The sequence below is a fragment of the Marinobacter sp. AL4B genome, from assembly GCF_019916045.1.
Classification (GTDB): domain Bacteria; phylum Pseudomonadota; class Gammaproteobacteria; order Pseudomonadales; family Oleiphilaceae; genus Marinobacter.
This window is the reverse complement of the sequence record NZ_JAILWZ010000011.1, coordinates 995949-1008698: the sequence shown is the minus strand read 5'-3', so window position 1 is coordinate 1008698 and position 12750 is coordinate 995949. Positions and strand designations below refer to the sequence as shown.

Genomic DNA, 12750 nt, shown 5'->3' with positions numbered 1-12750 from the left:
ATGAGCTTTATTTAATAATGAGAATTATTGTCGTTCGTGTTCAGTGTTTGGTATGACAAACAACAAAAAACCTATTGGCAAACACAATTTTGGGGGGTCACTGGCTGTTTTTCGGCGAAATCCCAAACTCATGGCGAAATGCGGTGGCAAAGTTGGTGGCGTGGCGGTAACCCACTTTGTGAGCGGTTTGCTGAACACTGAAGCCTTGGTTGAGGTATTGTCGTGCCAGGTCGAGGCGGCAACGGCGGAGATAATCGAAAGGGGATAGCCCGTATGTAGCGCGGAACTTCGTTCTCAGGCTGCTGGGGCTCATCGCAGCTATCCGTGCCAGCTCTGAAAACGAGTAGTTTTGTTGCGGGGCGAATTCCAGTTTTTGGCGTACCAGTTCAAGGCGTTCACGCTGAGGTTGGGAAACAGCGTCCGTTACGTGCGTCTGGGTCTTGTTTTCCGGTATTCCCAAACCAGTCAATTGCAGCGCCAAGCCTTCCAGCAACAAAGACTGTTGCAACTCTGGCAGTTCTGGCAGATAACCCTTTACCAGTTGTGTTTTGAGAAAATCCGGTAGAGACCACGTATGGACAGGTTCGTGGATTTGGCTGAGTAGTCTGAGCAATGTCGGCGGGGAGGCTCGCCCTACATCAGCTCCTTTCGGGTCGAACGCCAGTGTTACGGTGATAAGGGGCTGCTGGGTCATCTGCGTGGCTTGTAAGGGGTACTCAGGGTGCAGCTGCATAGTCACTGCGCTGCCCGACGTTAATGTTTTTTCCAACGCTCCGATTTTTAAGTGAACATGGCCTTCAAGGACCAGCAGTATTAACAATGGCGCGTGACCGAGCGATACCGATTTGTAGGGCTGGCGGATACTTAGTCGGGAAAACGTGAACCGAAATCCAGAGCTCAGCGCGTACTCGGAGATCCCCCCTTCCGCGATGATGGTTTGGTCTGCATCGGCCGCCGCCTGCGAGATACTGGGAAAGTGATAGTCGATGTCGAATTTCTCGCCAAGTGCCCGAAAATCACCAATGCGGTATGAGCGGCGTTCAGCATGATTGTGCATTTTTCGAAGCCTGGGGAATCGTTTGTCGGGTCTCAATTTGCGCCATGCGTTTCTTGCGATGAACGCCGCAGGTTCCGCAATACCCTTCGTCTGGCAGCAAATATTTCAGACAACAGCCCCGGCGTTGAGGAATGGCGCACCGCTGCTGATTGAATTCTGCGGGGATCCAGTCGATATGTTTGTTGGCTTCGCAATGGAATTGAGACAGCCAATGATTGGCTTGCTTGCACAAGGCTTCTGGGTTCACCTGATTCCATATCATTGAGTAGGGAGCACCAAGTGCCAGACCGACACTGCTCCAGTACGCGCCGGGGCTGACTCCAAGCTGGTGTCGAAAAACGGGGTACCATTTCTGCAACTGTTCACTCAAAGCGTTAATGAATTCTTGCGTCTCTAGCGGCTCGGAGTTGTTGGCAAGATGAAGCCAGGTTAAATCATTGTCTTTCCATTTCAGGAAAACCTGGTCTGGATTCAGAGCAATGCTATTTCCGTCTCGGAACAGTCGGATAACCAGGGGCCAGATAATCTGTAGAGCCAGATTTTGCTGCAATACAGACACTCGTGCTTTTTGGATTCGCGGGAGGTCGGCGTCCGGATAATTGTTCTGGATTTCTCGCCAAATCAGCCCTGGGCTTTCTAGCAACTGAGCCAGAGAAAACAGCGTTGACTGAGGGCGGATATCCGGTAGCGGGTCGCTTTCTAACAATGCGTTCGCCTTGAGGCACCGGCTTGCGGCGAGATGATGATAGTCCGCCAACAACTGGCGACCCGTTTCAGTTTTTGCCATGACGACCCAGCCCCCAAAGAAAGTAGAGGCCGCCAACCAGGGCAGCCAGTAGCCCCGCGGGTAACTGGTTCGGATAAACCAGCAGCCGTGCTAAGTAATCCGCGATTGCGAGCAACAACCCCCCAGCCAAAGCCGCGGCAATCAACTGTTTTCCGACGGTTTGTTGGCCTAATACCCGGGCCAGATGGGGGGCAATCAACCCTACAAAACTTAAGGGGCCGATGACGACCGTTGAGGCAGCCGTCAATGCGGCCGCGAGCAGTAACAGTAAAAGCCGTGTACGGGGTACGTGAAGGCCAAGAGCTGAAGCAGAAGTCTCCCCCAGAGGTAACAGGGTAAGGGGGCGAAGAGTGAGGAGGGTCAGGCCTCCAAGACCGACTACCAAGGCTAACAGACCGAATGCCTCAACTTCGGAAATCAACCAAGTGGAACCGTACATCCAGTTCAACAATTTTGAGGCAAGGGTGCCGCCAGTGGCCATGACGAGGCGCAGGCCTGCATCCATGAACACATACAACGCCAATCCTCCCAGTAGCAGTTGGTTGCCCGAGAAACGATGTTTCCGAGCCAGCAGCAATAACAGCGCAAGGGCGCCACATGCACCGAGAGTCGCAGCCGCGAGCTGACCCGCGCGACCCAAATCCAGTCCCGTCAGGGCAAGTGCCACCATGACCAACGCGGCGCCGCCACTGATGCCAAGCAATTCTGGGCTGCCCATGGGGTTCCCGGTCATTCTTTGGATTAATGTGCCGGCCATTCCTAGCGCCATCCCGGCCAGAATTGCCGCCATTAATCGGGGGCCCCGCCATACCCAGGCATCTGTCCATTGCGTAAAGGGTGTCCAGTTCCAGCCCTCCAATCCCGGTGACCAGCTCATCGAGAGAATAATCGTTATGGCCAATAAGGCGCTCAGCAGCCCCGCTACCTGAAACGGATTGCGGCGAGGGGGCAAGAAGTCGCTAGGGCTGGTTTCATGGCCTGGCATAGGGTGGGCATCCCGGAATCCTTGTAACGCCAGAAGAATAATAGGGCCGCCAATCAGCGCTGTGGTGGTGCCAGTAGGAACAAGTGAGCCGCCACTGAGAGACGTTGTCCAATACGCGAGGGTATCGGCCGACAGGAGAATGCCGGCACCGGCCAGTGTGCTCCAGAACAGGCGCTCAGTGAGCGTTCGAGCGCCTAGCAGGCGTGCCAGTACGGGCGCGGCCAGCCCCACAAATGCGACGACGCCCACCCGGCTGACCACCACCGATGTCATTGCTACTACCAGAAACAGAGCTGTTGCGCGTAGCAGTGATACTTTCGCACCCAATGCGTTTGCTGACGTCTGGCCCAGTTGCAGTAGTTGCAACGGGCGTATCAAGGTGAGCATCAGAGCGGCGATGATCAGTACCTTGGGCAAAAGATCGAAGAAGGGAGTCCAGTTATTCTGCGCCAGCGAGCCGGCGCCCCAAATAAACAGGTTGCCCAGCCATTCACCTTTGAGAAGAAGTAAGGCCATGTTGATGGCGCCCAGAAAGAACGTCACAACCAGGCCGGCCAGAATAACGGTCACCGGCGAGAAACCCAGCCGCCAGGTGAGAAGGATAACCAAGCCTATAGCAAGCAGGCCGCCGGCCACCGCGGCTATGTCCGGGCTCAAAGCCAGTAAGCCGGGGGCAAACAACGTGGCCATCGTTATTCCGAACTGGCCGCCGGATTCCACGCCCAAAGTGGTAGGCGATGCAAGGGGGTTGCCCAGTACCTGTTGCGTAATCGCCCCGGAAAGGCCCAGTGCGCAGCCGATCAGCAGCGCCATGGATAGTCTCGGTGCCCACGAAAAATGCGCCAAGACCGAGGCGTATTGATCGCCGTCGTAGGTCCAAAAAGCCGAGACAAGTTGTAGTGGCGAGAGTTGCTGAAGCCACGGCAGTGCGCTGGCAAGGAAAGCTAAGAGGCATAGCAGAATGACGGTTGCCGGAAGCCGCGTGGGCATTTTCGGACGGCCAGGTGTTGTCAGGGTTGCTTCATAGGACATTGTTGCTGCCCCCTTTGAGCAGAGCCTCGGTGAGCGTTTTGGCCAGAATTTTGACCTGATGCACCCCACCAAAAGACCAAGCGTTGGGGATCTGATAGATCTGTTGGTTTCTTACCGGCGGAAGGTAGGTCCAGAATGGGCTCTCTTCCAAACTATCGGCGAGCCCGGGTACAAGAGGTTCAATGACCACCAGGCGGCTGTTCGGGATCTGTGCAACGGACTCAAGGCCAATGGAAGCAAAACCCCAATAATTTCCGCGGCTTGGCCAAGCATTGGTAAGCCCAAGGCTATCCAATGCTGCTTGGTACAAACTGTCCTTGGTGTAGATCCGCACATGACGGTTGTCCTGAAAACTGATGAGTGCAATCGCTGTGTCCGTTAGTTTGGCCCGCTCCAAACGATCCCGCTGTTGCTTCAGTGTTTGCTCGATATCGGTCAGAACGGCGTCGGCCTGGGCTTCACGGTCAAGCATATCGCTGAGGACTCGAAGCATTTCCTTGGCTCTGTCGAAGGGGTGGGAGTCCGGCTTGTACACGCTGATGACGTAGGTTGGAGCAATTTGCTCCAGCAGTTCATGGGCGGGTGCCATTTCTGTACTGGTGACAATCAGGTCCGGCTTCAGTTCGGCAATGGCTTCCAGGCTAGGCGCAACACGCGTGCCCACGTTGGCGACGTCGTCTGGAAGTTTCGGCTTATTCACCCAGGCGTTGTAGCCACTTTTATCGGCCACACCAACCGGTGTGGTACCCAGCAGAAGCAATGTCTCTGTAGCCGCCCAATTCAGCGCGACAATGCGTTTGGGGGGGGCGTCTAGGCTCAGTGTGCCTCCCTCGTGAGTCCATGTCTGGCTTGCGCCGAAGGCGGGGAGTACCAGAAAAAGTGCCCCGAGTAGCAGCGTCCTCAGATTAATGGACATAGGAAACCCATTGCCCGGGGGCTCGCTCCATGACACCCATCGGCACACTGTAGATGGACTCAAGAATTTGGCTGTTCATCACGTCTGACGGAATTCCATCCGCCACCACCACACCCGCCTTCAGAGCAACCAAGCGGTCACAAAAACGAGCTGCAAGATCAACATCGTGGAGCACTACAATGACGGTCAACGCTCGCTGTTTGGCCAGCCGTTGAACCAATCGTAAGGTTTCCACCTGGTGCTTTACGTCCAAAGCCGAAATGGGTTCGTCCAGCAATAAGCAGCGAGTTTGTTGGGCCAGCAGCATAGCGATCCAGGCGCGCTGACGCTCGCCGCCTGAAAGAGTATCCACAGAACGGTGCTCGAAGGGTTTAAGGCCTGTGTCGGCAATGGCCTGGTCAATCAGAGTGTGGTCTTTCTCACTTAAACGGCCCAGAGGGCCTCGCCAAGGGTAGCGGCCCAGGGCAATCAGTTCCCTTACTGTAAGGCCATCGGTGCCCGGCGGGTGCTGGGGAAGGTAACCCACGATTCGCGCAAAAGCTCGGGCGCCGAGGCTCTTGACAGTCTTTCCCTCCAGCATAACCTCACCGGCATTAGCCGGTATTTGTCTGGCCAGTGTTTTCAGCAAAGTCGATTTGCCCGATCCGTTGTGGCCAAGCAAGGCGGTGACCTGACCTTCATCAAAGGCCAGGTTGATTCCGTGGAGAATGGTGGTGTCGCCGATGCGGACGCCAAGGTTTCGCACATCAAAAAATGCGGGCATTCAGATCCCCCCCTGTTCGTATGCATGCGAGGGTAATCTAAATGATAATTACTATCAATGTGTTTTGGTGTAAGACCTCAAGTTTGCCCGGTTTGAACGCGCCACTGAGCCGCATAGGAACCGTCATCAGCGATCAGGCTGTTGTGGTTTCCTTGCTCAGTGATCCGTCCGTTTTCGACCACCGCAATGGTGTCTGCATCCACAATCGTGGAAAGCCGGTGAGCGATCATAATAACGGTGCGGTTATGGCCTATGCGTTTGAGCGAACGCTGGATGGCGGCTTCGGTTTCGTTGTCGACCGCACTGGTTGCTTCGTCCAACACCAAAATTGGCGGGTTTTTTAATAGTGCTCTGGCGAGTGAAAGCCGCTGACGCTGTCCACCGGAAAGGCGAACACCTCGCTCCCCAACTTGTGTCGCCAAGCCGTCAGGCAGGTTCTCGATAAAGGACCATGCCTCCGCCGTACGTGCAGCTTCGATAATCTCGTCGTCGGTGGCACTGGGCTTGCCATAGGCCAAGTTCTCCCGAATGCTTCCTTCAAATAAGTAGACATCCTGACTGACCAGTCCGATGGCCTCACGCAGAGATTTCAGGCTGATCGTACGGATGGGCTGGCCATCGATACGGATGTCACCGTCGGACGTATCGTAAAAGCGTAGCAGTAGTTTAATCAGCGTTGATTTTCCGGAACCGGTCGCACCCACCAGCGCCAGTGTCTGGCCCGCAGGTATGTTTAGGGTGATGCCGTGAACGCCCGCGCCATTGCTGGTATAGCGGAAGCTCACCTGGTCGAAGGATACTTCCCCGCACACCGGTTGTTGCAAGGGAGTATCAGTTTGATCCTGAACGTTCGTTGGCTCAGCTAGCAGGTCGAGAATACGCCGGGTACTGGCCATGGCCCGTTCAAATAGGTCGATTATTTCTGCAAGGCCGGTCATTGGCCACAGCAGGCGTTGAGTAAGAAACACCAGCACCCCGTAAGCGCCCACATTTAGACTGCCTTCCAGTGCCATCATGCCGCCGACCGTAAAGGTAGCCAGAAAACCCGCCAGTATTGCCATACGAATCACAGGAATGAAGGCAGAACTGACCCGAATGGCGCGGCGGTTGGCTTGTACATAGGCTTCACTGGCGTCTTTCAGGCGCTTGGCTTCTCGTTGCTCTGCGGTGAAACTCTTGATGGTGGCGATGCCGCCCAGGTTATTAGCCAGTCGGCTGGACAGATCGCCTACCTTTTCCCGCACGTCGGAGTAGAGAGGGCCGGCTTTGCGTTGGAAATAAAACGCTCCCCATATAATCAGAGGGATTGGAGTGAATGCCAGCAGGGCAATCAATGGTGATAATACGAAGAACACTGCGCCAACTGCGATAACGGTAACACCCACCTGGATCATCGCATTGGCACCGCCATCCAGAAAACGTTCGAGTTGGTTTACATCGTCATTCATGGTGGCCACCAGCTGTCCGGAGCTGTTGGCTTCAAAAAAACTCATATCCAGGCGTTGTGCGTGTTCATAGGCATCCTGTCTGAGGTCAGACCAGCAGGCGCTGGGACAGGTTGCGCCAGAGAATTTGGTAAAGGTATTCAAACAGCGATTCGCCAGCCCATATAAAGAAGGTGAGCACCGCCAAGATTGTGATCTGCTCTTGTGCGGTGTCGAATCCTAATCCCGCAACAAAGCTTTCCTCTTGGTTCACCACCACATCGATGGCAACACCGATGAGGATTTCCGGAGCAATATCGAAAAGCTTGTTGATGATGGAGCACGCGGTGGCCGAGAGAATGTTCCGCCGATAGCCATGCGCGTATCTAAGCAGACGGCCGAGCGCAGCGAAACTACTGGAGGGACGGGCGCGCGTGGTCATAATTTGCTTCCTTCTCGGTGTCTGGTTTGCAGAGCCGGGAAGGGTAGCGAATTCCGCACCCGTTTAAAAGAGAATGATTTTCAGTTGCGGGTGTTCTTCTGCAACCACCGGTCCAGCTTGTTAGCAAATTCTTTGCGGTCAGTCTGACCGAATGGTGCTGGCCCGCCGGTCACTTGTCCTGCATTTCGCATTTCTTCCATAAAGTTTCGCATCGCTAATCGCTGGCGAATATTCTCTTTCGTAAACGCCTGTCCGCGCGGATTGAAAACGGTCGCCCCTTTCTCGATAGCTTCCGCAGCCAGAGGAATATCTTGGGTGATCACCAGATCGCCGATTGCCATCTGTTCCATAATCTCGTTATCGGCAACATCAAAACCTTGAGGCACCTGACGACGGCTGATAAACGGGCTGGGCGGCAGCGTAATGACATGGTTTGCGATGAAGGTGGTTTGAACCTTCCAGCGAGTAGCTGCGCGGCAGATGATTTCCCGGATGGGCACGGGGCAGGCGTCGGCGTCGACCCAGATCGGCATGTCGGTTTCCTTGTGTTCGTTGGCTTGCGGGCCAGTTTACCTGTTCTGGCAGCGCCTGTGAGAACAACTTTTGGTGTGGTGTTATAATGTGGATCTCATTCAATTAACAGGAAATGATAATGTCTCAATTGCCGCCGTGCCCCCAATGTAACTCGGAGTTCACCTATGAAGACGGTGTTCAGCTGGTTTGCCCAGAGTGCGCCCATGAGTGGACGGAAGCAGAGCAGGCTGAAGCGGAAGCTGGAAAGGTCATTCGGGATGCCAACGGAAACGAGTTGCAGGATGGTGATACGGTTACCGTAATCAAAGACCTGAAAGTAAAAGGTTCCAGTTCTGTCGTAAAAGTGGGTACCAAAGTGAAGAACATCCGTCTGGTTGAGGGTGATCACGATATCGACTGCAAAATTGACGGTATCGGTCCCATGAAATTGAAATCCGAGTTCGTCAAGAAAGCCTGATTGCTCTCCTTCCGCATTTGATCTATTGCATCCCATCGTCTAAATATTAAACAGAGTGTCGACTGGCACTCTGTTTAATCCCGCAGCGTGCAACCCACGCTACCAATAAGATGAATACTCCAACGCTGGAAATGCCCGCCATAAGCAGGCATCAGTTCAGTCAGGCTGGTATCGCACAGCCGGGGGCAGGAGGATGGGATGAAAGAGCTGCATGAGTTCCATGTGGATAGCACTCGCTATCTGGATGAGGACGGCAAGCCATTCGGTGAACTGCCGATCCAAGCCGAGAACACCGACCGGGTTCTGGCTGCCTACCAAAATATGGTGCTGGCACGGACCTTGGATTCCAAAGCGATTGCACTTCAACGTACCGGGAAATGTGGCACTTATCCTTCTGTGCTTGGCCATGAAGTGATTGGCACTGCCATTGGCCAGAGCATGGCCAAGACCGATGTCTTTGTACCCTATTATCGCGACCAGGCGGCTCATATTCTTCGAGGTGTATCCTTGGCGGAGTTACTGCTGTATTGGGGCGGCGATGAGCGCGGTTGTGCCTGGCAGCATTGCCAGGAAGACCTGCCGATTGCGGTGCCCATTGCCACCCAGTGCGGTCATGCTGTAGGGGTGGCCTCGGCGTTTCGGATTCGAGGTGAGGAGAGGGCCGTTGTGTGCTGCATAGGTGATGGTGGTACCTCGAAAGGCGACTTCATGGAAAGCCTGAACCTAGCCGGCGCTTGGCATTTGCCAGTGGTATTCGTGGTGATCAATAACCAATGGGCCATCTCCACCCCTCGCAGTCTGCAAAGCGGCGCAGAAACCATCGCTCAGAAAGCTATTGGTGCGGGTCTGCCGGGGCACATTGTTGATGGTAATGATTATTTTGCCTGCGCCGAAGCCTTGGATAATGCACTTGACCGGGCCCACCAGGGTAAAGGGGCGACAGTCATTGAAGCCGTAACCTACCGGCTTGGAGACCATACCACCGCCGACGACGCTACCCGCTACCGCTCCGCTGAAGAACTCAAGCAGGCGTGGGAAAAGGACGGGGTAAAGCGGCTGCAACATTGGCTGTACAACAACGATCTTTGGAGTCCTGATCAGGAAAAAACGTTGCAGGCGGAATCCAAGAAGACGGTTGATGAGTCTGTAGAAACGTACTTGGCGACAGAGGCCGAACCACCCACGGCGATGCTCGACTACCTGTTTGAAAGCCTTCCCGCCGCGCTGCAGGGTCAGCGCGAACAGATCGCCAACAAGTATCGTGGAGGTCCGGCATGAGTCAGTCAGACGTTCGTGATGTGACTTTGGTAGAAGCGGTCAACATGGCCCTGCATTGGGAAATGGCACAAGACGACAACGTTGTGGTCCTGGGCGAAGACATCGCAACGAATGGCGGGGTTTTTCGGGCAACGTTGGGCCTGAAAGACGCCTTCGGGTTCAAGCGGGTGATGGACACGCCGTTGGCGGAGAATCTGATTGCTGGTACGGCGATCGGCATGTCGACGCAGGGCTTGAGACCGGTGGCGGAATTTCAGTTCATGGGGTTCATTTATCCTGCGATGGAGCAGATTGTTTGTCACGCGAGCCGTATGCGCAATCGCACTCGAGGTCGGCTGCATTGTCCTCTGGTGTTTCGTGCCCCGTTTGGCGGAGGTATCCATGCGCCAGAACATCATTCCGAAAGTACCGAAGCTTTGTTTGCTCATATTCCGGGATTGCGAGTGGTGATTCCCAGCTCACCGCAGCGTGCCTACGGTCTGCTGTTGGCGGCTATCCGAAACCCGGACCCGGTGATCTTCCTGGAGCCGAAGCGTATTTATCGAGCCGTTACTCAGCGGGTGGACAACAATGGCGAGGCGCTGCCACTGGATACCTGTTTTACCTTGCGTGAAGGCGACGATGTCACCCTCATTACCTGGGGTGCTTGCGTCAAGGAAACCCTGCAAGTGGCGGATAGGCTAGCCGAACAAGGGGTAGGATGTGAGGTGATCGACGTAGCGACCGTCAGTCCGTTGGATCGGGAGACCTTGCTATGTTCTGTGGCCAAAACAGGCAGAGCGGTGATCGTCCATGAGGCTTGCCGTAATGGCGGTGTCGGCGCAGAGATCGCGGCTTCCATTGCTGAATCGGCATTTTTGGACTTGCAGGCGCCGGTGATCAGAGTGACCGGCTACGACACGGTGATGCCGTATTACCGGAACGAGCAGAACTATCTGCCGCAGGTCGAAGACATCGTGCACGCCGTTGAGCAGGTGATCGGGTTGTAGGAGCGACAATAATGAAAAATTTCAGACTCCCAGATCTGGGTGAAGGCCTACCGGAAGCCGAAATCGTTGAGTGGCATGTGAAGGTGGGCGATAGCGTGGAAGTGGACCAGGTATTGGTCAGTGTAGAGACGGCGAAAGCCATTGTAGAGGTGCCATCGCCGCAAGCGGGTGTTATTGCCAAACTCTATGGCGAAGCGGGCGATATCATTCATACCGGTGAACCCTTGCTCGCTTATGAAGGCGACGACGAGGACTCTGGAACCGTCGTGGGCAAGCTTGAATCGTCTGGTAAAGGCGAGGGCAAAGCTGCTCAGCAAGATACGTTCATCGTGGGTGCGGCAGCCTCCAGTAAGCGGGCACGTTCTAATCGTGCAACTCCGGGCGTTCGGGCACTGGCCCAGCAGCTCGGGGTTAATTTGGAAAGCATCAAAGGCAGTGGTCCCGGTGGGCTGATCTCCACCGATGACGTGCATAAACAGGCCAGTCACCAGAAGCAGTTGGGCGATGCAGAAGCGTTGCGAGGCACTCGCCGGACTATGGCGAAGAACATGGCGCTCTCACACGCTCAGGTTGTGCCGGTTTCTATTTTTGAGGATGTGGATGTTGGTGACTGGAAAAAGGGGGCTGACACCACCATGAGGCTGGTTCAGGCTATCGGCGAAGCCTGTGCCGCCGTACCGGAACTTAATTGTTGGTTTGACGGCGATAGCCTAAGCCGTCAATTGCTCGATGAAGTTCACGTGGGAATTGCGGTAGATACGCCGGAGGGGTTGTTTGTGCCGGTGCTCAGGGATATTACACACCGAAGCCTAAAGGACTTGAGGCAGGGTTTGGAAAACCTGAGAGAGTCGGTAGCCTCTCGGAAAATTCCCCCCAAGGAAATGCAGGGCGCGACCATCACTTTGTCTAATTTCGGCACCATGACGGGGCAATATGCCAACCCCATTGTCAGTCCTCCACAGGTGGCGATTGTTGGCGCAGGCCGCATTCGGGAAAAGGTCGTTCCCTATGAAGGGGCTGCGACCATTCGTCGCATTCTGCCCTTGTCGCTGACCTTCGATCACCGGGCAGCGACTGGTGGGGAAGCCTCGCGGTTCTTGGGTGCGCTGGTTGATGCATTGAAAAAAGGGAAATGATGATCTGGCCGGGAAATTCCACCGGATCGTATCAGTGTCTTGCCAAATGGCCTTGTGGCAACAACACTAGGGGCCACAAAGATAGATACCTCTGACTGTGCGAGACATCATGAATCAACTTAAGAGCCTGACAACCGCTTTTTTACTGTCCTGTTCCACTCTGGGGACTCCAGCATGGGCAACAGATCATCAGCATCATGACGGCCACCAAGCAACCGGTGCTATCGAAGTTCACAATGCCTGGAGTCGCCCTACACCTCCGGGCACGCCAATGGGTGTGGGCTACATGACTATCACCAATCACGGAGCTGACGAAGTGCGATTGATCGCGGCTGAAAGCCCCAGGGCCGGCCATGTCTCTATCCACGAAACGTCCATGCATGAAGGGATGATGCGTATGCAGCCGCTTTCTAACGGCTTGGACATTCCGGCAGGTAGCACCGTGGAGTTGAAGCCCCGCAGTTACCACCTGATGCTGGAACAGCTAACAAAGCCCCTGATAGAAGATGAAACGATTCCGGTCCAGCTGGATTTCGAGAATGCCGAAGATATTACCGTCAAGCTGGTCGTTCAGCCCTTAGATGCCAAGGTCATGGACCACTCGCATCATTCAGGGATGGAACACTGAAATAGGGGACGCATGCCCCGCTCAGAGGTTAGAGTCTGATTGCGGGGAGTGAGCATCGGTGTGCCCCAGAGAGTGCTCCGGGGCGATCTGGTCGCGAACCAGCTGTTTCAACTGCTTAATGTCCGGAAAGCCCCCTTGTTCCTTGCGTGACCATATCCGGATGTTATTGACGTACACCTCGAAAATACCCCCTGTGCCCGGTGTTAGGGTGAGCTCGTCAATCATCCCGTCGAAGGTGGTTAGCAGTTCTTGGGCCATCCAGGCCGAGCGCAATAGCCAGTTGCAGCCGGTGCAATAGTGAATCGTGACTCGCGTTGCCATA

At 55.0% G+C, this 12750-nt stretch carries 14 protein-coding genes; 5 read left to right on the top strand and 9 right to left on the bottom strand.

Annotated elements, in window-relative coordinates; all coding sequences use genetic code 11:
- Positions 1–97: 97 nt before the first annotated feature.
- The 8 genes from K5L82_RS08710 to K5L82_RS08680 form a co-directional block, all read right to left on the bottom strand.
- A complete protein-coding gene (locus K5L82_RS08710; protein ID WP_223133844.1) occupies positions 98–1057 on the bottom strand; it encodes a helix-turn-helix transcriptional regulator in 960 nt (319 codons plus the stop codon).
- Complete coding sequence (locus K5L82_RS08705; RefSeq protein WP_223133843.1) at positions 1041–1844, bottom strand: (2Fe-2S)-binding protein; 804 nt, start codon at positions 1842–1844, stop codon at positions 1041–1043. Before K5L82_RS08705 ends, K5L82_RS08710 begins: the two co-directional genes overlap by 17 nt.
- Positions 1831–3861: a Fe(3+)-hydroxamate ABC transporter permease FhuB gene (gene fhuB, locus K5L82_RS08700; protein WP_223133842.1), complete on the bottom strand. Its 2031-nt coding sequence runs from the start codon at positions 3859–3861 to the stop codon at positions 1831–1833. The genes K5L82_RS08705 and fhuB overlap by 14 nt, the downstream gene beginning before the upstream one ends.
- Positions 3851–4777: an iron-siderophore ABC transporter substrate-binding protein gene (locus K5L82_RS08695; protein ID WP_133006218.1), complete on the bottom strand. Its 927-nt coding sequence runs from the start codon at positions 4775–4777 to the stop codon at positions 3851–3853. The genes fhuB and K5L82_RS08695 overlap by 11 nt, the downstream gene beginning before the upstream one ends.
- Positions 4767–5540 carry an ABC transporter ATP-binding protein gene (locus tag K5L82_RS08690; protein ID WP_133006217.1) on the bottom strand — a complete coding sequence of 258 codons (774 nt, stop codon included), beginning with the start codon at positions 5538–5540 and terminating at the stop codon, positions 4767–4769. The genes K5L82_RS08695 and K5L82_RS08690 overlap by 11 nt, the downstream gene beginning before the upstream one ends.
- 77 nt (positions 5541–5617) lie before the next feature.
- A complete protein-coding gene (locus K5L82_RS08685) occupies positions 5618–7033 on the bottom strand; it encodes an ABC transporter ATP-binding protein (RefSeq protein WP_262492552.1) in 1416 nt (471 codons plus the stop codon).
- 40 nt (positions 7034–7073) lie between these two features.
- Positions 7074–7406, bottom strand: coding sequence for a hypothetical protein (locus K5L82_RS16645; RefSeq protein ID WP_262492551.1), 333 nt, complete (start codon positions 7404–7406; stop codon positions 7074–7076).
- A gap of 80 nt (positions 7407–7486) precedes the next feature.
- On the bottom strand, positions 7487–7939 hold the full coding sequence (locus K5L82_RS08680) for a YaiI/YqxD family protein (protein WP_133006215.1): 453 nt from the start codon (positions 7937–7939) through the stop codon (positions 7487–7489).
- Between the two features lie 119 nt (positions 7940–8058).
- Between K5L82_RS08680 and K5L82_RS08675 the strand changes: the two genes are divergently transcribed.
- The 5 genes from K5L82_RS08675 to K5L82_RS08655 all read left to right on the top strand — a co-directional run bounded on the left by K5L82_RS08675 (position 8059) and on the right by K5L82_RS08655 (position 12428).
- Entirely contained in the window at positions 8059–8397 is a 339-nt protein-coding gene (locus K5L82_RS08675) for a zinc ribbon domain-containing protein YjdM (protein ID WP_133006214.1), read from the top strand.
- A gap of 198 nt (positions 8398–8595) precedes the next feature.
- Positions 8596–9675: a pyruvate dehydrogenase (acetyl-transferring) E1 component subunit alpha gene (gene pdhA / locus K5L82_RS08670; RefSeq protein WP_223133841.1), complete on the top strand. Its 1080-nt coding sequence runs from the start codon at positions 8596–8598 to the stop codon at positions 9673–9675.
- Complete coding sequence (locus tag K5L82_RS08665) at positions 9672–10664, top strand: alpha-ketoacid dehydrogenase subunit beta (protein WP_133006212.1); 993 nt, start codon at positions 9672–9674, stop codon at positions 10662–10664. The genes pdhA and K5L82_RS08665 overlap by 4 nt, the downstream gene beginning before the upstream one ends.
- An 11-nt stretch (positions 10665–10675) precedes the next feature.
- On the top strand, positions 10676–11800 hold the full coding sequence (locus K5L82_RS08660; RefSeq protein ID WP_223133840.1) for a dihydrolipoamide acetyltransferase family protein: 1125 nt from the start codon (positions 10676–10678) through the stop codon (positions 11798–11800).
- Positions 11801–11909: 109 nt separating this feature from the next.
- On the top strand, positions 11910–12428 hold the full coding sequence (locus K5L82_RS08655; RefSeq protein WP_223133839.1) for a copper chaperone PCu(A)C: 519 nt from the start codon (positions 11910–11912) through the stop codon (positions 12426–12428).
- A 21-nt stretch (positions 12429–12449) separates the two neighbouring features.
- Here K5L82_RS08655 and K5L82_RS08650 read toward each other — a convergent pair whose 3' ends face one another.
- A complete protein-coding gene (locus K5L82_RS08650; protein ID WP_223133838.1) occupies positions 12450–12749 on the bottom strand; it encodes a SelT/SelW/SelH family protein in 300 nt (99 codons plus the stop codon).
- Position 12750 lies beyond the last annotated feature (1 nt).

Excerpts from the sequence above, each read along its gene's own strand:
- K5L82_RS08710 (WP_223133844.1), bottom strand. The coding sequence starts at position 1,057 with ATGCACAATCATGCTGAACGCCGCTCATACCGCATTGGTGATTTTCGG.
- K5L82_RS08665 (WP_133006212.1), top strand. The coding sequence starts at position 9,672 with ATGAGTCAGTCAGACGTTCGTGATGTGACTTTGGTAGAAGCGGTCAAC.
- pdhA (WP_223133841.1), top strand. The coding sequence starts at position 8,596 with ATGAAAGAGCTGCATGAGTTCCATGTGGATAGCACTCGCTATCTGGAT.
- fhuB (WP_223133842.1), bottom strand. The coding sequence starts at position 3,861 with ATGTCCTATGAAGCAACCCTGACAACACCTGGCCGTCCGAAAATGCCC.
- K5L82_RS08695 (WP_133006218.1), bottom strand. The coding sequence starts at position 4,777 with ATGTCCATTAATCTGAGGACGCTGCTACTCGGGGCACTTTTTCTGGTA.
- K5L82_RS08680 (WP_133006215.1), bottom strand. The coding sequence starts at position 7,939 with ATGCCGATCTGGGTCGACGCCGACGCCTGCCCCGTGCCCATCCGGGAA.
- K5L82_RS08705 (WP_223133843.1), bottom strand. The coding sequence starts at position 1,844 with ATGGCAAAAACTGAAACGGGTCGCCAGTTGTTGGCGGACTATCATCAT.
- K5L82_RS08650 (WP_223133838.1), bottom strand. The coding sequence starts at position 12,749 with ATGGCAACGCGAGTCACGATTCACTATTGCACCGGCTGCAACTGGCTA.
- K5L82_RS08675 (WP_133006214.1), top strand. The coding sequence starts at position 8,059 with ATGTCTCAATTGCCGCCGTGCCCCCAATGTAACTCGGAGTTCACCTAT.
- K5L82_RS08690 (WP_133006217.1), bottom strand. The coding sequence starts at position 5,540 with ATGCCCGCATTTTTTGATGTGCGAAACCTTGGCGTCCGCATCGGCGAC.
- K5L82_RS08685 (WP_262492552.1), bottom strand. The coding sequence starts at position 7,033 with ATGAGTTTTTTTGAAGCCAACAGCTCCGGACAGCTGGTGGCCACCATG.
- K5L82_RS08660 (WP_223133840.1), top strand. The coding sequence starts at position 10,676 with ATGAAAAATTTCAGACTCCCAGATCTGGGTGAAGGCCTACCGGAAGCC.
- K5L82_RS08655 (WP_223133839.1), top strand. The coding sequence starts at position 11,910 with ATGAATCAACTTAAGAGCCTGACAACCGCTTTTTTACTGTCCTGTTCC.
- K5L82_RS16645 (WP_262492551.1), bottom strand. The coding sequence starts at position 7,406 with ATGACCACGCGCGCCCGTCCCTCCAGTAGTTTCGCTGCGCTCGGCCGT.